Below are 21257 nucleotides of genomic sequence, written 5' to 3'. Positions count from 1 at the left end.
ACGCTCATGGATCATTCCCGACCGATCAGCGACAATGCCGACCGCTCCGCCCGAACCGCATTGAACGTGACCCACGCGCTTTCCCGTCCTGCCGGCGTCAACCCTGTCCTGGCATGGGTATTCACGGTGGCGCTTGGTCTTTCGCCGGTGCTGTTGATGTCGACGATGGATGGCGGCAGCGCGGGCTATTACGGGTTGGTGCTGCTCAGCTTCATCACCCTGGCCTGGGTGCGCCGCCCTGCCGTGGGCAGTACCTGGTGCGACAACCGCCGCGAGTACCTGTGGATGGTGCTGGGCATGGCGGTGATGCTGGTGGGTGTGCTGGTCAGCCTGGGCGTGCATGGCATCTGGAAAGGGTCGGAGGTCGAGAAGGCCGTGCGCCTGGTGACCGTGGGCCTGATCCTGGCCGCGCTGCTGCGCATGCCGCGCCACATCCTGGCGCATGCGACGTTCGGCCTGCTCGGCGGCATCTGGTATGCGGTGATCAACGTGGCCTGGCTGGTGCTGAGCACCGGGGCGCGACCGCAGACCCGGCAGTTCAATGCGGTCACCTACGGCGACCTGACCCTGCTGTTCTCCGTTATTTCCTTCCTGCTGCTGGGCCTGCGCATCACCCGCTTCCGCCGCACCGAGTTCGCGCTGAAGCTGGTCACCGGCATCGCCGGCATCGGGGCCTTCCTGGCCACCCAGACCCGTGGCGGGCTGCTGGCCATTCCGTTCTTCCTGTTCATCGCCCTGCTGGTCCAGGGGCGGCGCATGAATCGTTTCAAGGTCCTGGCGGCCGCACTGCTGCTGGGCGTGGCCGGCATCATCGTGGCCAGCGACGCCTCCATGCGTGAGCGCATCCACCTTGGGGTGAGCGAGTTCGACCAGTGCCAGGTGGCGCACCTGTCCGATACGTCGGTGTGCATCCGCCTGCAGCTGTGGAGCGCGGCCGGGCACATGATCCGCAGCGAGCCGGTGTTCGGCATCGGCGGCGGCGACCGCTTCCGCGAAGAGCTGGCGCAGCTGGCCGAGGCCAAGCAGGTCACCCCCACGGTGGCGCGCGACTTCGGTGAAACCCACAACGACCTGCTGTACTTCCTGGCCACCTATGGCGTGCTGGGCGGATTGGGCCTGGTGCTGCTGTACATCGCGCCGGGCTGGGTGTTCGCCAAGCGCCTGCGGCTGGGCGTGACTGACCGGCCAACCCGCCTGTTCGCGGGTGCGGGCCTGATGATCTGCGTGGGCTTTGCGGTGTTCGGCCTCACCGAAATGATGTTCCGCGACATGCGCACTGCCTCGTTCTACGCCACCTGGATCGCCTTCTTCCTGGCGCTGTCCGACCCCCTGCGCCTGCGCGGCGACGCTCAACCCCCGCGCAACACCGCTTCGTAAGAAGCCTCAGTCAAGCCACTGAAGGTCTCCAACCCGAACGCCTCGGCCGCATGCGCGCGCGCGGCCTGCCCGATCCGGGCCAGCTCGCCCCGCTGCTCGTAGAGCGCCACCACCTGCGCGGCGATGGCCGCCACGTTCCGCACCGGCACGATCCAGCCGTTGTGCCCATGCGTGATGTTCTCAGGCAAACCGGCGTAATCGCTGACCATCACCGGCTTGCCCATCGCCATCATTTCGCGGCAGGCGAACGAGATGGTTTCCACGTCGTAGGACAACACGAAGCCCGCATCGCCGCTGGCCACGAACGGGCGGATGTCTTCCAGCAGCCCGGCAAAATGCACCTGCCCGACCATGCCGAGCTGTTCCACCTCGGCGACCAGGCGCGGGTCCGGCTCACGCCCGGCCACGGCCATGTGCACCTTGCCGCGCAGCGGCCCGGGCAGGGTGGCGATGGCGCGGGCCAGGTCGATCCAGCCCTTGTGGTTATCGGTGCCGGCATTGCTTACCAGGACCAGCGCGTCGGGATCGCGCGTCCAGCGCGCGCGCAGCGCGGCGCCCTCGGCAGGCGGGACCGGCGAGAACCGCTGCAGGTCCACGCCATTGCGCACCACATCGATCGGACAGCGCCGGTAAGGGCTGTCCAGCAGCATCTGCCGGGTGTGTTCGGACACGGCGATCACCCGGTCGGTGCCCCAGCGCGCGCGTACGGTATTGCCGAAGGTGTTGCTCGATTTGCTGTTGTGCTTGGTGAACACCAGCTTGGGCCGCTTCGGCAACCCCGCCACTGCCTCCATCGCCACGCGATGATCGCGCGCGCCGTTGGCGTGCACGATATCGATGGCGTGCTCGCGGATCAGCCCGCGCAGGGTGCGCAGGTCCGCCCATTGCCGCCCCAGCGTGGCCAGGCCGCTGCTGAAGGCGATCTCCACCGGTTCGGCAATGCGCTCCTGGCGCACCACGCGCAGCACGCGGCTGCCGGCCGGGGCGGCCATGAACAGCTGGTGGCGCGGCGACAGCGCCCGGGCCAGCGAGGCCAGGTACGTGGTGTGCCCACCGCCGTCACCGGCGTGGAAGTTGGTATACAGGATCTTCATGGAGGCCTTGGGTGAATGTCAGGGGGCGTCGCCGCGCCGGGGCGGGTCGCTGACCGGCTGCCCGTGCTGCAGCATCCACAGCATGATGGTCTTCTGGCGCACGTAGTTGGCGCGCACGTAGGCATACACCAGCCCATGCCAGCCATCGCGGAACCCGCCGCGCAGCAGCAGCCCCCGCCAGAACCGCCACGCCGGGGCCAGCACCAGCTTGGCCAGCGTGGCCCGCTTGCCGCGGGCGAACTCGTGCTCGGCCATCATCCGCGCATAGCGCTGGGTCTTGGCCAGCTGCTGCTCCAGCGAACGATAGGGGTAGTGGATGAGATCGCCGCGCAGGGTGCCCACGCTGCCGTCGACACTGGCGGCTTCGTGGATCTCGCGGTTGCCGCGCCAGCCGCCGTGGCGGCGGTCGAACAGCCGCAGCACCCGGTCCGGGTACGCATTGCCGTGGCGCAGGAACCTGCCGAAATACTCGGACAGGCGGGCGAACCGGTAGCCGTGGTGGCCGGCAAAGCCACCGGCCTGGGCGGCCTGGATGGCCGCGCGCAGGGCATCGCTGATGCGCTCGTCGGCGTCCAGGCACAGCACCCAGTCGTGGGTGGCCTGCGCCACGCAGAACGCCTTCTGGCTGCGGAAGCCATCGAACGGCCGTTGCAGCGCCGTTGCCCCGGCGGCGGTGGCGATGGCGACGGTCGCATCGGTGGAATACGAGTCCACGACGATCACCTCATCGCAGAAGGCCAGCGACGCCAGGCAATCGCCGATGCGGTCGGCTTCATTGAACGCGATAATGCAGGCCGAGATGCGAGGCCGTTCAACGGGAGCGGTCGTGGAGGACATGATGGCCGAGTACCTGCTGTTTGCGACGGAGCGCTATGCGCTGCCTATTCTCGCCCCGTTGGCCCGGGCGTTGCACGCTTCCGGTCAATCGGTGTCGGCGTGGTTCGCCGACGGGGCGGCCGGGGCCAGCCTGCCGGGCGTGCCCAACGTCGGCCTGCAGCAGGCGCTGGCGCTGCGCCCGCGCGCGGTGTTCAGCGCGGCCAACTGGGTGCCGCCGTTCATCGCCGGGGCCAAGGTGCAGGTCTTCCATGGCTTCAACGTGCAGAAGCGCGACAGCGCCCGTGGCCACTTCCGCGTGCGCGGGCTGTTCGACCTGTACTGCACGCAGGGCCCGGCCACCACCACCCCGTTCCGCGAGCTGGCTGCGCGCGAGGGCCACTTCGCCGTGGCCGAAACCGGCTGGCCCAAGCTGGACCCGCTGTTCCTGGACGACGGCGGCGCCAGCGCGGCGCTGCGCGCGCCGGCGCAGGGGCGGCCGGTGATCCTGTTCGGCTCGACCTTCACCGAGCGCCTGAGCGCGGCGCCGCACCTTTACGGGCAGATCGCCGCCGACATCGCCCGGGGCGAGCACTACTGGCTGCTGACCCTGCATCCCAAATGCCCGCCGGAGCTGTTCGCCCGCTACCGCGCGCTGGCCGGTACCAACGCCGCCTTCATCGAACCGGAGCAGGTGGTGGCCGCGCAGCGCGCCGCCGACGTGCTGGTGTCGGATACGTCGTCGATCGTGTCCGAGTTCGTGGTGCAGCACAAACCGGTGGTGACCTTCCGCAACCGCGTGCCGCAGCCGCACATGATCGACTTCGACGATCCGGCCCAGCTGCCGGCGATGCTGGCACGCGCGCTGCACCCGGAGCCGGCGTTGATGACGGAGATCCGCCGTTATGCCGATGACATCCACCCGTGGCGTGATGGGCGTTCCAGCGAGCGCGTCATCGCCGCCACCGAGGATTTCCTGGCCGGCGAGATGGGCACCCTGAAGCGCAAGCCCTTCGGCGCGTGGACACGCGGCCTGCAGATCCGCAAGGACCTTGGTTATTGGGGCCCGTCACGGCGGTAGAGATTTCCGGCACCAAGGGGGACACGCGTGGCGTGTCGCTACGCGACGCTAGCGACCTGACATCACCGTTCGACCCCCATCCCGAGCGACCAAGGATCGTAGTGACACGCCATGCGTGTCAAAGCCATGACCCTGCGCACGTAACCCGCCATGCGTGTCAAAGCCATGACCCTGCGCACGTAACCCGCCCTACGGCGCCCCGTATCACCACCGAAGCCGACGCTTTCCCAACGCAGCATTGAGCTGCTCGAACACCGCCCGGGCCTCGGCCTCCGGCAGATACCGCAGGCACAGCGCGATGCTGCCGCTGGCCCCCGCGGTATCCAGCCACACACTGGACGTTCCCAGCCACCGGTCCAGCGGCGACCGGTCCAGGCGCAGCGCCTGCAGCTTGTCCAGCTCGGCAAACCGCCACCAGCGCTGCCACCAGCCGCCGCGCACGGCCACGTAGCGCGCATCCAGGTGGTACCCCATGCGCGCCACCGTGAGGTACGCGCGCAGCGCCGACCACGGCAGCCAGGCCAGCACCAGTGCGCCCCACGGCCCCACCTCCCACACCGCACCCACCGCAAGCAGCGGGACGACGACCAGCGCCCGCAGGCACAACCGCCACCAGCCACGCTGCGGCACGTGCCGCCACTGCGCCGGTGGCCACTGCAGTTGCGGCAGCAGGTGCTGCACCAGCGCGTTGCACGCCTCGGGCGTTGCCAGCGGCGCCAGCTCCCGCAGGTCGCGGCGTTCGCCATCGGTTGAAACACCCGCGGCGATATCGATGCGCAGGTGGCGTCGCTTGAACCAGCGCTGCAGCGCGGTTTCGCGCAGGGTCCAGGCCTGGATCCGCCGGCGCGCCACGCTGGTGCGCATGCGCGTGAGCAGCCCGCTGGCCACGGTGAGGCGGCGCTCGTGTTCGGTCAGCCGGAAGCCGTGATAGCGCAGCAGCGCCAATGCCACCGAGAACACCCGCAGCAGGACCCAGAATCCGACCACCATCACCAGCGTCGCCACCACCCAGACCCAGGTCGCCGGGTGCAGGGTGCTGGCATAGCCGAACGCCTGGCGGCCGCCGTGTTCAATGGCGTCGTCGACCGCGCCGCGCGGGAACAGCTGGTACGCCGCACCGATCGCGGCCAGCACCACCACCCAGCCGCGATTGGACAGCAGCCCGACGCGCACCACATCCGCCGTACCCAGCTGCAGCAGTACATCTTCGGCCGGCGCGTCGGTGGTTTCCGCGGCCGACGCTTCGCCGCTGGCCACCTGCTGCTGCCCGCGTTGGCGCACCAGCTGCTCCAGCGCCAGCGCCTGGGTCAGCTTCAGCACGCGCATTTCCGCTTCCGGACGCGTGCCGCCGGCCGATTCCAGGCGCAGCTCGGCCACCCCGAACAGCCGGTGCAGCGGGTTCTGGTGCACCACCACGTTGTGGATGCGTGCGAAGGGAATCTCGCGGCGGTTGCGCGAAATCACCCCGCTGCGCACGCTGATCGCATCGCGCCCGATCCGGTAATGGAAGGTGAGGTACTGCAGGATGGACACCGCCACCAGCACCACGATCACCACCAGCGCGGCCAGGTTGGACCACATGTCCTCGGTGTCGCTGTCGCCACGGCCGCTGAACACCACCAGCGCCACCAGCGGCAGCAGGAACTGGCGCAGCTGCATCAGCAGCACGAACAGCCACGACCACGGGTGCAGGCGCTGGTCGGGGGCGTCGTCGTCAGCCAGGGGCGTGCTCACAGGGCGTCGTCGTCCTGGTCCAGCTGGTGGCCCAGCGCATCGCGCAGGCGCTCGGCGTCGGCCTGGTCCAGCCCCCCCAGCGACACCGCACTGAAGCGGCTGCCGGCGGTATGCACCACCAGGGTGGACAGCTGCGCGGTGCGCTCGATGGGGCCACGGCGCAGGTCCAGGTGCTGCACGCGCGACAGCGGTACCCGGGTTTCCAGCTGCCACATCAGGTCGCGGCGCACGCCCAGCCCCTGCGCATCCAGCCGCCACCAGGTGCGGCGTTGCCGGCGGAAGCCGAAGAAGCCGCCAATCAACGCGCCGGGCAGCAGCATCGCCGCCGCGCCAACCCAGCGCATCGGCATGTCGAACACCACCCACAGCGTGCCGAGCACGCCGCCGATGAGAATCGCTCCGGTGATGGCACCGGCCACGCCGGCGATGGTGGCCGCGCGCAGCGGCAGCGGCTGCCACGTGCCCTGGTCGGGCAGCGGTGGCGGGGTCGGCAACGGGGCAGGGGACGGATCGGACAAGGCAGGCGCTCGGCAGGAGGAAACATGCCGGGCGTCCACGTCAGGTCGGCTGCGCCCGTCGCGCAGACGGTAGCAGGTTGGCGCGCGCTATTGCGCGGCCTGGATCAGCGCGTCCACGTCCAGCAGGTGGCCGGCGCGTTCGGCCTTCGTGCGCAGGTAGTGCTCGTTCTCGGCGGTGATGTCGCCGGTCACCGGCACGCAGTCCACCACCTCGATCCCCGCATGGCGCAGGCGCTGGGCCTTGGTCGGGTTGTTGCTCAGCAGCTGCACGCGCTGTACGCCCAGGCCCTGCAGCATCGCCACCGCGCTGCCATAACGGCGCTCGTCGGCACCGAAGCCCAGCTGCGCATCGGCATCGATCGTGTCCAGCCCATCGTGCTGGTAGCCGTAGGCGCGCATCTTGGCGGCAATGCCGGTGCCGCGCCCTTCCTGGTCCAGGTACAGCAGCACGCCGCCGCCCAGTTCCTTCAGCTTGCGCAGCCCGCGCCGCAGCTGGTCGCCGCAGTCGCACTTGAGCGAGCCGAACAGGTCGCCGGTCAGGCACGAGGAATGCACGCGCACCGGCACCACCCCGGCAAGGTCGGGGTTGCCCACGATGATCGCCACCTGGTCGCGCTGGGCCACGCCGCCGCGGAACACCGCAAATTCGGTCATGCCCACCTCGCGCAGCGGCACCGGCGAGCGCGCCACCAGTTCATAGGCATGGGCGGCCTGTTCGGCGCCCTGGGCCAGGTCGCACAGCGACACCTGCGCGCAGCTGTCGAAGCGGGCATCGCCCGGGGCCAGCAGCACCCCGACCATGGCCGGCAGCAGCAGGCCCAGCCGCGCGATTTCCACCGCGCCCTCATCCAGTGCCTGCCCGGCGGTCCAGCCAGCCGGCATCGGCTCGGCATCGCGCAGGTAGCTCAGCGAAGGCAGGGCATCGAAATCGATCCCGGCCAGCGGGACGCGTGCGCCGTCTTCGGCGGCCACGCCCAGCACCCGCGCGCGGGTGGCGGTCAGGAACAGGTAATGCTGCCCGGCGGCCACCCCGGCAAAGGCGGTGTAGCTGCTGCGCGTACTGCTGTCCAGGGCGATGAAGGCCAGGCGCTGGCCGTGGCCGTCATCGATCACCACCGGGCGGCCGGCACGCAGTTCGGCCACCGCGCGCTCGCAGCGGATCGCGGCCGGATCGCCGAACGGGGAAGAAGCAACTGGGGACATGGCAGGGGCCGTGGGGGACATCGTGGTTTCACAGTGGGGTCGGAAGGCGCCGATTCAATCGTGGCCGGTGCGACGCAGCGTCGCGCTCAGTGCGGATGTTTCTCGGTGGCGTACGGGTCCACTTCGTCGCTGTGCGGCGGGCGCAGCGTGTAACGCTTGTAGGTCCACTGGTACTGGGCCGGATCGCGGCGGGCAATCGCCTCGATCCCGGCATTGAGCGCACTGGCGGCCGTGCGCGGGTCAGGATCGGCCACCGCGGCGTCAGCCGGCGTGATGTGCAGGGCGAACTGCATGCCCGGCCCGGTGCGTTCGCACCACCCGTACAGCACGGTGGCCCCGGTGCGCTCGGCCAGCCGGTTGACCAGGGTCATGGTCAGCGCTTCCACCCCGAAGAACGGGGCGAACACGCCATCGCCGGCCTTGGGCTGCTGGTCCGGCAGGATGCCGGTGGCGCCGCCATCCTTGAGTACCTTGAACAGCTGGCGCACCGCGGGCCCTTCGGCCCGGACCTGCTGCACGTTGCTGCCGCCCCGGACCAGCTGCAGGAATTCATCGCCCACCGCTTCCTCGGGTGCCTTGTAGACGATGGCGATCGGCCCGCGCGAGGCCAGCCACTGGTTGAGCAGCTCCCAGTTGCCGTAGTGCGGGGCGGCCACGATCACGCCCTTGCCGCTGGCCAGGGCCGCGTCGTACAGCGCCTCGCCACGGCGTTCGGTGAGCAGGGCCAGGTTCTGGTCGCGCGGCCGGGTCCACATGCGCAGGGTTTCCACCGCCTGCAGCGCGGTCGAGCGCAGCACCGCCTTGTGGAGGGTGGCGCGGTCCTCGGCCGACAGCTCGGGGTAGGCCAGCTCCAGGTTGCGCCGGGTCACCCGGCTCTCGCGGGCGTTCAGGGCCATCCACAGCCAGGCCAGGCCATGGGCGAAGCCGCGCAGCCAGGACCAGGGCAGGCGGGTGAACAAGGCAGCGGCGCGGTAGGCCAGGCGGGCGGTGGTTTGCGGTTTCATCGGGGCAAAGTCTAGCCGGTGCGCGCGCCCAACCCCTAAGGTAGGGCGCTTGTTCACTCCGGAATGCCTCCAATGCTCGTCCTCATCCAGCGCGTTACCCAGGCCAGCGTCAGCGTGGACCAGGCCGTGGTCGGCCAGATCGGCCCGGGCCTGCTGGCCTTGGTGGGCATGGAGCCGGGCGATACCGAGGCCCAGATCCGGAGGATGGCCGATCGCCTGCTTGGTTACCGTGTGTTTGCAGATGAGAGCGGGAAAATGAACCGATCCCTGGGGGAGACAGGGGGCGGCCTGCTGCTGGTGAGCCAGTTCACCCTCGCGGCAGACACGGCCAGCGGGATGCGGCCGGGCTTCAGTACCGCCGCGCCGCCTGACGAGGCTGAACGTGGATTCAACAGATTGGTGGAGATCTGTCGTCAAAAACACGTTTCAGGGGTGGAAACCGGTCAGTTTGGCGCCCATATGGTTGTCAGCCTGATCAACGATGGTCCGGTGACCTTCCTGCTCAGACCCTGACCCCGGGACCACCGCCCGGGCCCGAGGGGCGCTGGGCTGGTATAATGCTAGGTTCTATTCCCTATCCCTGCCGGTGGCGCGAGCACTACATGGCCAACGAACGTCCTGCCCAGCAAAACGACATCAAGCTTCTGATCAGCAAGGGCCTGGAACAGGGCTACCTGACCTACGCCGAAGTCAATGACCACCTGCCCGACGACATTGTCGACCCGGAGCAGATCGAAGACATCATCGGCATGATCAACGGCATGGGCATTGATGTCCATGAAGTGGCGCCCGATGCCGAAACCCTGCTGCTCAACGACGGCAACACCGGTAACCGCGAAGTCGATGACACCGCGGCCGAAGAAGCTGCCGCCGCACTGAGCGCACTCGACACCGAAGGTGGCCGCACCACCGACCCGGTGCGCATGTACATGCGCGAAATGGGTACCGTGGAGCTGCTGACCCGCGAAGGCGAAATCGCCATCGCCAAGCGCATCGAAGAAGGCCTGGGCCAGGTCCAGGCGGCACTCGGCACCTTCCCGGTGTCGGTGGAATCGCTGCTGGCCGATTACGAAGCGCACAAGGAAGGCAAGAAGCGCCTGGCCGAAGTGATCGTCGGCTTCAACGACCTGGTGGAAGAAGTGCCGGCCCCGGTCGTGGCTGAAGACACCAGCGACGACGCTGATGCCGATGCCGACGAAGACGAAGACGACGGCGACGACGTTGAAGAAGAAGCCGGCCCGACCGGTCCGGACCCGGAAGAAGTTGCCCGCCGCATGGGCGAGCTGGCTGCCGCCTACGCTGCCTTCAAGAAGGCCGCGACCAAGGCCGACCGCAAGCCGCTGACCAAGCTGCGCGACGACATGGCTGCCGTGTTCGTCACCCTGAAGCTGCCGTTGCCGCTGACCGACGTGCTGGTCAAGCAGCTGCGCGACGTGATGGCCGACATCAAGGGCCACGAGCGCCGCGTGCTGAACCTGGCCACCGTGACCGCCCGCATGCCGCGCAAGGATTTCATCCGTTCGTGGGAAGGCAACCAGACCAACCTGGAATGGGTGGAAGACGCACTGAAGCGCAAGCAGAAGTGGTCGTCGGCGCTGCGTGACGTCAAGGACCAGATCATTGCCGAACAGCAGTCCACCATCGACATCGAGAAGAACACCTCGCTGGAGCTGGAAGAGCTGAAGGAAATCAGCCGGGCCATGGCCTACGGCGAAGCCAAGGCGCGCAAGGCCAAGAAGGAAATGGTCGAAGCCAACCTGCGCCTGGTGATCTCCATCGCCAAGAAGTACACCAACCGCGGCCTGCAGTTCCTCGACCTGATCCAGGAAGGCAACATCGGCCTGATGAAGGCCGTGGACAAGTTCGAATACCGCCGCGGTTACAAGTTCTCCACGTATGCGACCTGGTGGATCCGCCAGGCCATCACCCGTTCGATCGCCGACCAGGCGCGCACCATCCGTATTCCGGTGCACATGATCGAAACGATCAACAAGTTGAACCGCATTTCCCGCCAGATGCTCCAGCAGTACGGCCGCGAGGCCACGCCGGAGGAGCTGGCCAAGGAAATGGACATGCCGGAAGACAAGATCCGCAAGGTGATGAAGATCGCCAAGGAGCCGATCTCGATGGAAACCCCGATCGGCGACGACGAGGATTCCCATCTGGGCGACTTCATCGAGGACACCAACGTGGAGTCCCCGATCGAGAACACCACCAACATCAACCTGTCGGAAACCGTGCGTGACGTGCTGGCTGGCCTCACCCCGAGGGAAGCCAAGGTGCTGCGCATGCGCTTCGGCATCGACATGAACACCGACCACACCCTCGAGGAAGTGGGCAAGCAGTTCGACGTCACCCGCGAGCGCATCCGCCAGATCGAAGCCAAGGCGCTGCGCAAGCTGCGCCACCCGAGCCGCTCCGAGCAGCTGCGCAGCTTCCTGGACATCGATTGATCTCCAGGCAGTCGCGTAAATGAAAAAACCCCGCTTCGGCGGGGTTTTTTCATGGGCTGCCGCTACCGATGGACAGAACGGGCTTCCCGCATCGCGCCGGCGCGACGCCCCGGACGCGGGCACGCGGGGGTAGGGTCGGTTCCCAAACGACCGCCGACCTCGCCCATCGGCACGGTAACGCATGACCCCAACCGAAGACCGCACGCATCCGCACCGCCAATCGTGCTGCCTGCGCCACTGACCTCTCCGTCGCGGCGCACTGATGCAACGAATTGAATGGCCGTACGGGCCCCGCGTCCACGACGCTGCGGCAATGACGCTCTTCCGCCCAGACGACGCCGAATACCCACTGTTCCGACTGCGCCCGGACGGCACCGTGGAACAACTTGGACACGCCGTCCCGCAACCGGGCGATACCTTCCAGGTCCACGTCAACGCAAACCGCCCGAATCTCACCTGCCCACCCGATGGCGGCGACCCGGGCGCCTTCCCCGGCCTCCCGTGGTACTTGGACGACCTCCGCCCACAGGGCTATCTGGGCAGGGCCTACGCAAGGCACCAGGGCCACGAATTTGGGCTGCCACTGGACCCGGACTGCTCCCAGCCACGATCTCTACTCAGAATGCTGTCCCATACCGGAGGCACAGGGCAGGGCGACATCGTCCCCGGCGAAACCGCCTTGCAGGCGGCGCTGATGTCTCGAGAGGCTCCGCCCAACCTCGTGCACGCTGCGGCGCGCCAGCGCGCCTATCCCGAGCGGGCGTCTGCCGTGATGGCAGGTACCTTGGCGTGCCTCGGCCCCGGCGGCGAGCAGCCCAAGTTCACGGCCACAGTCGAGGCTGACGGCCAACGCCACGCCGTACTGGTCAAGTTCGCCCGGGCCGCTGACGGGAAGGGGGCCGAACGCTGGGCGGACCTGCTCGTATGCGAACACCTGGCCCTGCAATCCCTCCGAGAAGCAGGCATTCAAGCTGCCGCTTCGGAGCTTATCCAGACCAACGAGTACACCTTCCTGGAGGTGCAGCGCTTCGACCGCACCCCAAACCTGCTGGGCCGGCTAGGCTTCGTTTCGCTGATGTCGCTGTCTTCCGCCTTCGTGGGCGACGTAACGGCAGACTGGGGCACCGTCGGCGAGCAGCTCCAAGCATTGGGCTGGATAACGCCAGAAACCGCAATCCGAATGGCGCAGCTCCATGCCTTCGGGCGCCTGATCGGCAACAGCGACATGCACCAAGGCAACCTGGGATTTCATCTTGCGGATCAAGGCCCGCTATCAATAGTGCCAATCTACGACATGCTGCCCATGTCGCTGGCCCCATCCCGCACCGGTGTTCTCCGCCCTGCCGCGCTATTAGGGTCTATTGCGCCAGAGCGCGCGGGCCAGTTAGCCCACCTGCAATGGGCGGCCCCGCTCGCGGCGCATTACTGGCAGAGCGTTGCGGCCTCCCCGACGATTCGCTCAAATGCCCTGCGCGAACTGGCCGCTCACAACGCCCAGCGAGTCAAGGCACTGGCGCAGCGCTTCGGTTGAGGCGATCTCCCCGTGGGGGCCAGTAGCACGCCCCGCTTCCCCTCCACTACACTGTGCAACCGCGAAGGGCCTATAGCTCAACGGTTAGAGCAGAGGACTCATAATCCTTTGGTTGAAGGTTCGAATCCTTCTGGGCCCACCAGTCAGATCAGGCGCATCGCATGTGTGGGCGAAAGCATAAGTTGGCCGTTTTGGCCAACTTGTACTGCAGCCTAAGGCACAAGTTGGCCGGTTTCAGGCTCGAGAAGCTCGCCGCCCTCAAGGGATTCAATCACTTATGGGCCGAGAATGGTAATTCTGCCGGCTGCGGCCAACTAATGCTGCCATTGCCGCAGAAATGATAAGAAGGGGAAATTGGAACGGCCAACCGATCTGGCTGAAATCCTGCAATACGGGCAAGAAGCGAGATGGGTTTGCGCAGAAGCTTGCAAATGAGCTTGGGGTGACGGTGTACGTACCCAATGCACAGGTCTGGTTCACTCGGAAGGGCGTTACAGGGGCCATGCCTAGAGTGGGGGGGTAACGGGCGAGATCCTGACAGGTCCAATCCTGGTCACTATTCTCCCTTCTACCCGCAATCGCCGGTGCCAAGATGAAACTAGTAATGCCCGTGGTGTTGCTCATAGCTGTTGCATTCGCCCTAGCTGGCTGTGAAGGCGAGCGAGGCGTCCCCGACGATAGTGAGATCATGAGTCCAAGCGATGCGCACATGATTCCGGAAAAGGAGCGTACATTGGTGGAGGCGGCCGCGAAGAAGGGCGATCTCGAATCCGTGAGGCGATTGATCGCGCACTATGAGGCGCTCTCGGGGAGCGACGAACTTGCCGAGAAATGGAAGGCAACCGCTCGCGAGCTCGGTGATTCGAACGAGCTGTACTTCTACGCATCAAGTACTGTCTTGGCGGCAAGGCGGGAGAGCGATGCAGCGAAGCGACATGCAATGCTGCTTGATGCCTTGGAGGCGGCCAGGCGATCCGATGCAAGTAAAGCCAATGCAGCTGCACAGCAGCTCATTCGTGAGGTAAGGCGGCAAATGGAGGTTGAGCCGTAGGTCCGCAATGGTCCGGCCGCGGCATGCAGAGTCTGCTGGTCAAAGGAACGGTCGCGAGGCCCGACGCATAGGAGTGAGCTGTTATGGAAGCACAGGTGGAGGGCGGAGTTGGCGCTGTCCAGGGTGGAGGCGTCGGCGATGACACGCGTTCTTACATTCTGCAACGCGTTGCGATCTGGCTTTTCGTGTACTGACGCTGCTGACGTCCCGCGCTTTGCCACCAGCTACGTCTACGACGCCAACGGCCGCGTCATCGCCGTAAGCAACGATGCCGGTGAGGCGGCCCGCTACGTCTACGACGTGATGGGCAACATAAAGCGGATCGACCGCCTCGCGGGCAATGAACTGGCGCTGTTTGCGTTCACCCCGGGTCGCGGCGTCAGCGGCACGAAGGTCAGTCTGCAGGGCCACGGCGTCGCCGCTGAGCCAAGCGCCAATACGGTCCAGTTTGCGGGCACGCCAGCCAGGCATCGGAAGCCAGTCCCACGTCCTGCGAGGCTAGCGCCTGCTGCCACGCCGGCGGCGCGCGGGCAGGCCAGCAGGCAGCGCGGTGAACTGCGTATCTGCCTCCTGCGGTCTGGCCGCGAACAGGGGCGCGGCTTCCTCGATCAGCAGGGTCAACTCGCCCGGCGACATTCAACAGGTAGAAGGGAAGTGGACAGACTATGGCGGCGAGAATCTCTCTGTCATGGCAACCCATATGGCCGGACTTGGTGCGGCTATGGTTTATTCCGGGCCCACCAGTGGGACCATAACAGGGATTGTTTGCACCGGAAGTAGCTACGGCAAGACCTGCGTCGTCCTGTACATGATTCGCCAACGGTTACTGGCACTGAGTGCCGCAAGCTGAAAGGTCGCCCAATGGGCGGCCTTTTCTATTGCTTACGCATGACATGTCGCGATAGGCCAGGGGTGGCGATACGCGGTTCACGGTTCCTGAGCGCGTTTGATACTCCGCGCACAGATTGAAGTCTTGTGCGTTGACGAGCCGCTTTCCCAAGGCGGAGCATCCCATCGTCGCCGCAAAATCGGCGACCGGGATTTGCAGCCCGAACTGTTGTAAGGCGCACCAGCGCCCATCGTCCGATGCACGGCGCTTTCTTTTTTGGCCCGTTGCATCGACGATGGGCGTGTTCTCGCTAGCTCTATGGCGGGCGGTGCACGGAGGTCGCAAGGCCTGCCGGTTGCCTTACTCCGGTCTGCAAACCGTGTACCGCCCGCCACCTCGATTTGCAGCAAGGTGGCGGATTCCAAGGCTCAAGTAAGGAACCCAGCCATGTCATCCGAAAACCTGACCGCGCCTACGCGCACAGCCGTCGACTTCACCCACTACTTCGGCCAGATCGCCGATACCCTGGAGTGGGGGAGCTCCATCTGGCTCACGCTTGAAGAGCATCTGACTGCCAACGACACGCCGTTCGAGTCGCTCACGCTCAGCGATGTCATTGGTGCCATTCACGCCACACGCAGCGCACACCCTCACGCACCGGGTACCTTGGTCAACCGGTTGATCGGCGTAGACGATGTATCCAGGAGGGATCTGTTCCGGGTCATCCGCGAGCTGCTGCGCATCTATGATCTGCGCATCGTGGAGCTGCTGGCACTGATCGACATCCTGGAGCACTGCCCGGGAACCGTGGAAGACCTGACCATCAGGAACCTGCTGGCGTTGATCTCGGTCGTGGATGTCTCTAACGCGTCTCTAACGCCTGCGGCTGTCACGGAGGCCACCAAGGCGGCTGCGGTGGTGCACTAGCGGCTGCGGGCTGCGTCGAGAGTCGCCGGACCAACGGTCCGGCGCTACCGGTGTTGCTGCTACAGGACGTTCACAAGTCCGGTTCCACACTGCCCTGGTCCAATAGGGCAGTCCCGGAGAAGGCTCATGCTTCGCATCAACGTTGCCGTGTTCGTTGCCGCCATCGCGGTAGCCGGAGCGGCGGGGTGTTCCCAGCAGAATCAGGAGGCACGCGAGAATGGCGTTCCTGTTGGCATGGCAAACCCGGCGTCCGAGTACTGTGTAAAGCGCGGTGGCAAGGTCATGATCGAGAAGGACCGGGATGGCAACGAGCGGGGTATCTGCCACTTGCCGAACGGCGACCGGATCGATGAGTGGGAGCTGTTCCGGCGGGATGCGCCGAAGAAGCCGAGCTAGAATCCCGCGCCGCCAAGCGGAAGGCCGGCTGGCTTCAGCCGGACCAACGGTCCGGCTCTACCGGGGCGTGTTGGCGGGTGGGAGCGGCCGGCGCATGCCTGGGAAGGCGATCTGCCTGGCTGCACGTAGATGGTCGACCACCTTGACCACGTCGTAGTCAGTCTTTGCCCCCGATCGGGTTTGCCACTGGGTGACTCGCACCTCGCAGATCAGGACATCTCCCTTGCTGAAGGAGATCGTGTTGGCGTTCACGCCCAGCAGGAACTCAGCGTCGGAGATTCTGGCGTTGATCGTGGCGTTGCCATCCGAGAGCCGCCACTTGTTTTCGTCTTTGAAGGCGAGCGACACAATCGAGAGCGCCATCTTCCTGGTGTCATCGAGAAGAGGTATGTCTTGATCAGCCGGTGTGGAAAAGAAGTGGCGTTCATCCCCCCGGATGATCAACGCGAAGGAGGATTGATCGCCTGCAGAAAACGTGTCGATACCTTCTCGATCCAACGGGGCAAGCACCCGGTCGAACGCCTGGCGCACGGAGACGTCGCTCAGTAGCACCAGTACCTCGGATTCGATGTCCAGCGTGTCCGACTCCGAGAAGAGCGTGACGTTTCCATCCTCTTTCATCTGAACATGCGTCACGCTGCGGCCTCTAAGCCACGCGAGGACCTGGGCAAGGCCTTTGTACCCGGCCCTGGCGGTAAGGCCCAGCGCGGTAAGCACCGCTGTCGCATTCGCGATGGCACCCATGCCATCGCCGGAGAAGATGTCCTTTGCGGCCTTCAGGAAGTTGAGCGCTGTCGTGAAGTCGACATTGAAGCTGCCGGTCTTGAACGAGCCTTTTACGTAGATCTGCGCCTTGGCGCGATCCCCGTGGAGTGCGCGCACGCTTGATTCGAGGAGGTCGGCCATGGCCATGAGCGCAGGTGCCAGTTCCTTGGCATCCATCTCATGCGTGGCCAGCGCGGGGCCGTCGTAGGTAATCCGGAACTGCGTCATATCGCCCATGGCAGGTGTGTGTGTCCGCTCATCCGTTGAGTGCCTATCGAAGGCATGAGGCCACCAAGGCCGGTCTGCCTGTGGCGTGGACGGAGGAACGTATCACCGTTGATGCAGGCGGTTCTGTGACCGCTACCGGTTACCTGCAGATTGTAGAGAAGTGCATCGGCGTCGAACGCCGGACCAACGGTCCGGCGCTACCGGTGCCTCACAACCGATGGTCGTGACCGGCTTACTTGTTCTTCTTCCCGGCTTCCTTGGCTGCACGATCAATCGTATCGGCCACCACCTTCGGCCGGGTCATGAAGACCGCATGGCTGGCCGGCACCTTGGTGATGCGCGCCTTGATGCGTTCGGCCATGTGGATCAGCATCGCCTGATCAAACGCTTTGTCTTCAGTGGCGATCACCGCCCAGCTCGGCTTGGTGCGCCAGGCTGCGTGTGTCAGGGTGGTGCCAAACGCCGACATGTTGATCGGCACCTGCGAATCGCGCAGGAATGCCGCATCCGCGTCGGTGGTGTCATGCGCAAACCCAGCCTTGAACTTGTCGGGCTTGATGAAACCAAAACCGTCGCTTCCAGTCTCGATCACGAACTCAGGCGTGGGCGCAAAGCCGGTATAGAGCTGCGCCGTGGTCTCGCCCGCATCCGGCGCCAGCGCCGACACGTAGACCAGTCCGGCCACCTTGTCGTGTACACCCGCCTCGGTGATCACCGTGCCGCCCCACGAATGCCCGACCAGGATGGCCGGCCCATCCTGGCGATCCAGCACGCGCTGGGTGGCCTTCACGTCGTCCGCGAGCGAGGTCAGCGGGTTCTGCACGATCGACACGTGATAGCCACGCGCGGTGAGGTCGTCATACACCCCGCGCCAGCCGCTGCCGTCGGCGAAGGCGCCATGCACCAGCACGACGTTGTGCACCGGTTGGCCGCGAACGGCATCGCTGGCCTGGGCGGGGGAGAGGGCGGCCGCCAGGGCGACCGCGAACACTGCAGGGATGAGCTTGAACATGGACGACTCCTCGGGACGGTGGGATTGCGGGGGCGGCGTTGGCCGGCAGGGGTACTTTGCCCATCAATGCCGAACGATCGGTCGCATAAAGTCCTGATAACTTGATCAGGCGTCCAAATCGGCCGGACCTGTGTATCTCATACCGTCGGCACCGTCCCGCCGTCGATGGTGTACTCCGTGCCCGAAATGGAGGCCGCCCGTGGAGAGACCAGGAACGCGATGAGGTCGGCCACTTCGCCCGGCTGCGCCGGTCGTCCGAGCGGGATGCCGCCCAGGCCGTCCATGACCCGCTTCCTGCCGCCTTCGTAATCGGTCTGTGCTTCGGCCGCGATACGTTCGACGAAGGCGACGGAGGCTTCGGTTTCAATCCAGCCCGGCGCGACCCGCACCACCCGCACGCCCTTCGGCGTGACTTCCTTGGAGAGTGCCTTGCTGTAAGTAGACAAGGCGGCCTTCGCGGCGGCATAGGCGGTGGTCGCCTCGGGCAGCGGCAGGCTGCGCTGGATCGAGGTGACATGCAGGATCACGCCGGACCCCTGCGCGATCATCGCCGGCAGCAGTGCGCGATCCAGCCGCACGGCAGGCATCAGGTTGAGGTCGAGCGCTCGGGCCCACTCGGCATCGTCCAGCGTGGCAAACCCGCCGGCAGGTGCTGATGAGCCGCCCACCACGTTGATCAGCACGTCGATGCCGCCGAGGTGATGCAGCGTTGCCTCGCCGGCCCGGCGCGCGCCTTCGGGGCTGGCAAGATCTGCTTCCATGTAGTGCACACCTTCGATGGGGGCGTGCGGCGAGGTGCGCGCTGTTGCCACCACACGTGCACCCAGCCCCGCCAGCAGCTCGACCACCGCCGCGCCCAGCCCGCGCGTGCCGCCGGTCACCAGCACGCGCTTCCCGGTCAGTTCCAGATCGAAGGTCATGCCCCGATCTCCAGCCGGGCGATCTTCCCGCGCTCCAGGGTGAAGGCGTAGCGCAGGTCCAGCGGGCTACCAGGGAAATTGCCTGACACGGTGCTGGTGACCCGGTAGCTGCGGCCAAGGTGTTCCAGCGTATGCGGCGTGGCGGTGTAGCTGTAGCGGGTGGAGGCATCAGTCTTCCATGCCTCGATGGCGGCAGCGCCGGCATGGGCATGGCCCTCGTCCAGGACCACTCCGTCGCGGGTAAAGCAGCGGGCCACGGCCGCCGCGCCCTGGCTGTCGGCTTGGAAGTAGGCGGCTATCGGCTCGGGCAGGTTCAGGTCTTTCATGGCAGCGCTCCAGTGGGTGTGGAGCAAGATTGCGCCGACCTCATAGCGAAGAGAATCGCCTATGATCGAATCAGGCCATGAAGAGAACGGTGCATAATGCGCGGCTCTGAATTTGCGGAACTCAAGGCCTTCGTGGCCGTGGTGGAAAGGTCCAGCTTCGCCCGCGCGGCCGATCACTTGGGCCTGTCGCCGTCCGCGCTCAGCCAGGTCATCCGCCAGCTCGAAGCGCGCTTGGGCGTTCGGTTGTTGAACCGCACCACCCGCAGCGTGTCGCCCACCGAACCCGGGCGCCGCCTGCATGAGCGCATCGCCCCCATGCTGCGTGACATGGACGACGCTGTTGCGCAGGCGGTAGGCGCCAATGCGCGTGCGGCGGGCACGCTGCGGATCAACACGCTGAGCATGGCGGCGAAGAAGGTCATCGCACCGCGCCTCGGCCGATTCGCGCAGGCGCATCCCGAGGTGGTGCTCGACATCGTGATCGACGACGGTCTGAGCGACATCGCCGGTGAGGGATTCGACGCGGGCATCCGCGTGGGCGGCCGCCTGCAGAAGGACATGGTGGCGGTGCGGCTCACCCCGGACATCGAACTGCTGGCGGTGGCATCGCCCGACTATCTTGCAAGGTTCGGTGAACCCGGAACCCCTGCGGACCTGAGCCAGCACGCCTGCATCAACTGGCGCTTCCCGGGCAGTGGAAAGCTGGCCGGCTGGGAGTTCCGGAAGAAGGGAAAGGCCGTCGAGTACTTCGGCGAGGGTACGGTGATCTCCAACCACCAGGACATCATCGTGCCCGCCGCGCTGCAGGGGCTGGGCATCCTGTATGCCTACAACGACGACGGCATCGCAGAAGCCCTGCAGGAGGGGCGGCTGAAGCGCGTACTCGCCGACTGGTCGCCGACCGTGCCCGGCCTGTTCCTTTACTACTCCAGCAGGCGCTATCTTCTTCCCGCGCTTCGTGCCTTCATTGACTGCCTGCTGGATCGCGATCTGGGCAGTGACGAGCCAACCCTTGCAGCCAGCACCGGAGTGCCATGAGCACCAGACGCGCCTTTCCCTCACGCTCGGTTGCGCTGCTTGCGGTTGCCTCGCTCCTTCTCACCGGATGTGGAAGAACCAGTCGGGAGCAGGTGTTTTCATCGGGGCGGCTGAAGGTGGTGGCGGTGACCGAAAGTACGTTGGACATCAACATCAGCGCGTATCGGCGCCACACTACCTACGTTCTCTACCTTGACGGCGAAAAGCTCTCCGACACCGGCTTTGCCACCCTGTTGCGCGACCCGGATGCCGCCAACGAAACAATCGTGCATACCGAGGCCATTGCCCTCGGCCCGAACTCTGTCTTGCTGGCCTCCATGACCCGGGACGGACGGCAGTGCTGGTCAACACGGCTTGCCGTAAAGGGCGCGGTGGCCGCGTTGGAGACGATCAGCAAGGGCAGCATTGACTGCGGAACACGAACAGCGCCCCCCGGGTGGCGGGTGCTGTTCGATGAATCCAGCAATCTGCTGCTGATCCGCGAACAGCCCTTTCAGGTTCATCCACTGGCGGGGTACTGGTATCCGCTGTGGATCGAGGGTGATGTCGTTGCGCTGTATCAGGAGCAGAAGGACCGTGAGCGCCTGATCGTCAAGCTCGCCGGGATCTCCTCTGGGCAGACGCTTGCCGAGCAGGCGTTGCCCATGGCGAAGTTTGCCGAACCCGAGCTGCTCAATGCATCGGCGCAAGCGCGGCAGCAGTGGCTGTTCGACAACTTTTCCGTGTCTTTGGCCCCGCAGGCATCGATAACCCTTCGACCCGACAACCAGCTCAAGACGATAACGCCGGCGCTGTGGGCGGAGTACCAGGAAATCGATCGCCACAACCGCGAGGAGGATGCGAAGGCACGCGCTGCTGGCGAGGCGTGGCACAAGGCACAGCGCGAGGAGCTGATGAGGGACGAGGCGGCGATGCAGCGCCGCCCCGGTAGCTGACGCCGGACCAACGGTCCGGCGC

Annotated in this window: 21 protein-coding genes and 1 tRNA gene; 12 read left to right on the top strand and 10 right to left on the bottom strand. The window is 66.1% G+C overall.

Annotation, left to right across the window (positions count from 1 at the left end; all coding sequences use genetic code 11):
* Positions 1–6: 6 nt before the first annotated feature.
* A complete protein-coding gene (locus NMB40_RS15740) occupies positions 7–1377 on the top strand; it encodes an O-antigen ligase family protein (protein ID WP_494359027.1) in 1371 nt (456 codons plus the stop codon).
* On the opposite strand, the gene NMB40_RS15735 is transcribed toward NMB40_RS15740, so the two are convergent.
* Positions 1350–2471 carry a glycosyltransferase gene (locus tag NMB40_RS15735; protein ID WP_494359026.1) on the bottom strand — a complete coding sequence of 374 codons (1122 nt, stop codon included), beginning with the start codon at positions 2469–2471 and terminating at the stop codon, positions 1350–1352. The two genes, NMB40_RS15740 and NMB40_RS15735, sit on opposite strands and share 28 nt — an antisense overlap.
* Positions 2472–2489: 18 nt before the next feature.
* Positions 2490–3308, bottom strand: coding sequence for a glycosyltransferase family 2 protein (locus NMB40_RS15730; protein ID WP_494359025.1), 819 nt, complete (start codon positions 3306–3308; stop codon positions 2490–2492).
* Between NMB40_RS15730 and NMB40_RS15725 the strand changes: the two genes are divergently transcribed.
* Complete coding sequence (locus tag NMB40_RS15725; protein WP_494361089.1) at positions 3307–4365, top strand: CDP-glycerol glycerophosphotransferase family protein; 1059 nt, start codon at positions 3307–3309, stop codon at positions 4363–4365. The two genes, NMB40_RS15730 and NMB40_RS15725, sit on opposite strands and share 2 nt — an antisense overlap.
* A gap of 204 nt (positions 4366–4569) precedes the next feature.
* On the opposite strand, the gene NMB40_RS15720 is transcribed toward NMB40_RS15725, so the two are convergent.
* From NMB40_RS15720 to NMB40_RS15705, 4 genes are all read right to left on the bottom strand, one after another.
* Positions 4570–6099: a PH domain-containing protein gene (locus NMB40_RS15720; RefSeq protein WP_494359024.1), complete on the bottom strand. Its 1530-nt coding sequence runs from the start codon at positions 6097–6099 to the stop codon at positions 4570–4572.
* Positions 6096–6617 (bottom strand): PH domain-containing protein, encoded by a 522-nt coding sequence (locus tag NMB40_RS15715; protein WP_494359023.1) that lies wholly within the window; start codon positions 6615–6617, stop codon positions 6096–6098. Before NMB40_RS15715 ends, NMB40_RS15720 begins: the two co-directional genes overlap by 4 nt.
* Positions 6618–6704: 87 nt before the next feature.
* Entirely contained in the window at positions 6705–7841 is a 1137-nt protein-coding gene (gene ribA, locus NMB40_RS15710; protein WP_494359022.1) for a GTP cyclohydrolase II RibA, read from the bottom strand.
* 65 nt (positions 7842–7906) lie between these two features.
* Complete coding sequence (locus tag NMB40_RS15705) at positions 7907–8824, bottom strand: lauroyl acyltransferase (protein WP_494359021.1); 918 nt, start codon at positions 8822–8824, stop codon at positions 7907–7909.
* A gap of 72 nt (positions 8825–8896) precedes the next feature.
* On the opposite strand from NMB40_RS15705, the gene dtd reads away from it, so the two are divergent.
* The 8 genes from dtd (at position 8897) to NMB40_RS15665 (ending at position 16011) form a co-directional block, all read left to right on the top strand.
* Positions 8897–9337, top strand: a complete 441-nt coding sequence (dtd, locus tag NMB40_RS15700) for a D-aminoacyl-tRNA deacylase (RefSeq protein WP_282246840.1) — start codon at positions 8897–8899, stop codon at positions 9335–9337.
* A gap of 89 nt (positions 9338–9426) precedes the next feature.
* Positions 9427–11277, top strand: coding sequence for an RNA polymerase sigma factor RpoD (gene rpoD, locus NMB40_RS15695; protein WP_282246841.1), 1851 nt, complete (start codon positions 9427–9429; stop codon positions 11275–11277).
* Positions 11278–11539: 262 nt separating this feature from the next.
* Positions 11540–12808, top strand: a complete 1269-nt coding sequence (locus NMB40_RS15690) for a HipA domain-containing protein (RefSeq protein WP_494359020.1) — start codon at positions 11540–11542, stop codon at positions 12806–12808.
* Between the two features lie 66 nt (positions 12809–12874).
* A tRNA-Ile gene (locus tag NMB40_RS15685) sits at positions 12875–12950 on the top strand.
* 195 nt (positions 12951–13145) lie between these two features.
* Positions 13146–13331, top strand: coding sequence for a DUF8616 domain-containing protein (locus tag NMB40_RS15680; RefSeq protein WP_494359019.1), 186 nt, complete (start codon positions 13146–13148; stop codon positions 13329–13331).
* Positions 13332–13400: 69 nt separating this feature from the next.
* On the top strand, positions 13401–13859 hold the full coding sequence (locus NMB40_RS15675; RefSeq protein WP_494359018.1) for a hypothetical protein: 459 nt from the start codon (positions 13401–13403) through the stop codon (positions 13857–13859).
* 1276 nt (positions 13860–15135) lie between these two features.
* Positions 15136–15615 carry a hypothetical protein gene (locus NMB40_RS15670; protein WP_494359017.1) on the top strand — a complete coding sequence of 160 codons (480 nt, stop codon included), beginning with the start codon at positions 15136–15138 and terminating at the stop codon, positions 15613–15615.
* Positions 15616–15741: 126 nt separating this feature from the next.
* Entirely contained in the window at positions 15742–16011 is a 270-nt protein-coding gene (locus tag NMB40_RS15665) for a putative hemolysin (protein ID WP_448143653.1), read from the top strand.
* Between the two features lie 57 nt (positions 16012–16068).
* Here NMB40_RS15665 and NMB40_RS15660 read toward each other — a convergent pair whose 3' ends face one another.
* The 4 genes from NMB40_RS15660 to NMB40_RS15645 form a co-directional block, all read right to left on the bottom strand.
* On the bottom strand, positions 16069–17013 hold the full coding sequence (locus tag NMB40_RS15660) for an LAPAL motif-containing putative phage structural protein (RefSeq protein WP_494359016.1): 945 nt from the start codon (positions 17011–17013) through the stop codon (positions 16069–16071).
* 223 nt (positions 17014–17236) lie between these two features.
* Positions 17237–18016 carry an alpha/beta fold hydrolase gene (locus NMB40_RS15655; RefSeq protein ID WP_494359015.1) on the bottom strand — a complete coding sequence of 260 codons (780 nt, stop codon included), beginning with the start codon at positions 18014–18016 and terminating at the stop codon, positions 17237–17239.
* A 137-nt stretch (positions 18017–18153) separates the two neighbouring features.
* Complete coding sequence (locus tag NMB40_RS15650; protein WP_494359014.1) at positions 18154–18936, bottom strand: SDR family oxidoreductase; 783 nt, start codon at positions 18934–18936, stop codon at positions 18154–18156.
* Positions 18933–19262 carry a nuclear transport factor 2 family protein gene (locus tag NMB40_RS15645; RefSeq protein ID WP_494359013.1) on the bottom strand — a complete coding sequence of 110 codons (330 nt, stop codon included), beginning with the start codon at positions 19260–19262 and terminating at the stop codon, positions 18933–18935. Before NMB40_RS15645 ends, NMB40_RS15650 begins: the two co-directional genes overlap by 4 nt.
* Positions 19263–19358: 96 nt before the next feature.
* Here NMB40_RS15645 and NMB40_RS15640 point away from each other — a divergent pair, with 96 nt between their 5' ends.
* Both NMB40_RS15640 and NMB40_RS15635 read left to right on the top strand, forming a co-directional pair.
* The gene (locus NMB40_RS15640; protein ID WP_494359012.1) at positions 19359–20300 is read left to right on the top strand and encodes a LysR family transcriptional regulator; all 942 of its coding nucleotides are present in this window, start codon (positions 19359–19361) and stop codon (positions 20298–20300) included.
* Positions 20297–21235 (top strand): hypothetical protein, encoded by a 939-nt coding sequence (locus NMB40_RS15635; RefSeq protein WP_494359011.1) that lies wholly within the window; start codon positions 20297–20299, stop codon positions 21233–21235. The genes NMB40_RS15640 and NMB40_RS15635 overlap by 4 nt, the downstream gene beginning before the upstream one ends.
* Positions 21236–21257: the final 22 nt, after the last annotated feature.

Source organism: Stenotrophomonas sp. FBCC-B152 (assembly GCF_059134105.1).
This window is presented reverse-complemented; position numbering and strand designations above follow the sequence as displayed.

Bases quoted from the DNA above. Each gene is read 5' to 3' on its own strand.
- NMB40_RS15740 (WP_494359027.1), top strand. From the start codon at position 7: ATGGATCATTCCCGACCGATCAGCGACAATGCCGACCGCTCCGCCCGA.
- NMB40_RS15735 (WP_494359026.1), bottom strand. From the start codon at position 2,471: ATGAAGATCCTGTATACCAACTTCCACGCCGGTGACGGCGGTGGGCAC.
- NMB40_RS15725 (WP_494361089.1), top strand. From the start codon at position 3,307: ATGATGGCCGAGTACCTGCTGTTTGCGACGGAGCGCTATGCGCTGCCT.
- NMB40_RS15730 (WP_494359025.1), bottom strand. From the start codon at position 3,308: ATGTCCTCCACGACCGCTCCCGTTGAACGGCCTCGCATCTCGGCCTGC.
- ribA (WP_494359022.1), bottom strand. From the start codon at position 7,841: ATGTCCCCCACGGCCCCTGCCATGTCCCCAGTTGCTTCTTCCCCGTTC.
- NMB40_RS15705 (WP_494359021.1), bottom strand. From the start codon at position 8,824: ATGAAACCGCAAACCACCGCCCGCCTGGCCTACCGCGCCGCTGCCTTG.
- dtd (WP_282246840.1), top strand. From the start codon at position 8,897: ATGCTCGTCCTCATCCAGCGCGTTACCCAGGCCAGCGTCAGCGTGGAC.
- rpoD (WP_282246841.1), top strand. From the start codon at position 9,427: ATGGCCAACGAACGTCCTGCCCAGCAAAACGACATCAAGCTTCTGATC.
- NMB40_RS15690 (WP_494359020.1), top strand. From the start codon at position 11,540: ATGCAACGAATTGAATGGCCGTACGGGCCCCGCGTCCACGACGCTGCG.
- NMB40_RS15680 (WP_494359019.1), top strand. From the start codon at position 13,146: ATGATAAGAAGGGGAAATTGGAACGGCCAACCGATCTGGCTGAAATCC.
- NMB40_RS15675 (WP_494359018.1), top strand. From the start codon at position 13,401: ATGAAACTAGTAATGCCCGTGGTGTTGCTCATAGCTGTTGCATTCGCC.
- NMB40_RS15670 (WP_494359017.1), top strand. From the start codon at position 15,136: ATGTCATCCGAAAACCTGACCGCGCCTACGCGCACAGCCGTCGACTTC.
- NMB40_RS15665 (WP_448143653.1), top strand. From the start codon at position 15,742: ATGCTTCGCATCAACGTTGCCGTGTTCGTTGCCGCCATCGCGGTAGCC.
- NMB40_RS15660 (WP_494359016.1), bottom strand. From the start codon at position 17,013: ATGGGCGATATGACGCAGTTCCGGATTACCTACGACGGCCCCGCGCTG.
- NMB40_RS15655 (WP_494359015.1), bottom strand. From the start codon at position 18,016: ATGTTCAAGCTCATCCCTGCAGTGTTCGCGGTCGCCCTGGCGGCCGCC.
- NMB40_RS15650 (WP_494359014.1), bottom strand. From the start codon at position 18,936: ATGACCTTCGATCTGGAACTGACCGGGAAGCGCGTGCTGGTGACCGGC.
- NMB40_RS15645 (WP_494359013.1), bottom strand. From the start codon at position 19,262: ATGAAAGACCTGAACCTGCCCGAGCCGATAGCCGCCTACTTCCAAGCC.
- NMB40_RS15640 (WP_494359012.1), top strand. From the start codon at position 19,359: ATGCGCGGCTCTGAATTTGCGGAACTCAAGGCCTTCGTGGCCGTGGTG.
- NMB40_RS15635 (WP_494359011.1), top strand. From the start codon at position 20,297: ATGAGCACCAGACGCGCCTTTCCCTCACGCTCGGTTGCGCTGCTTGCG.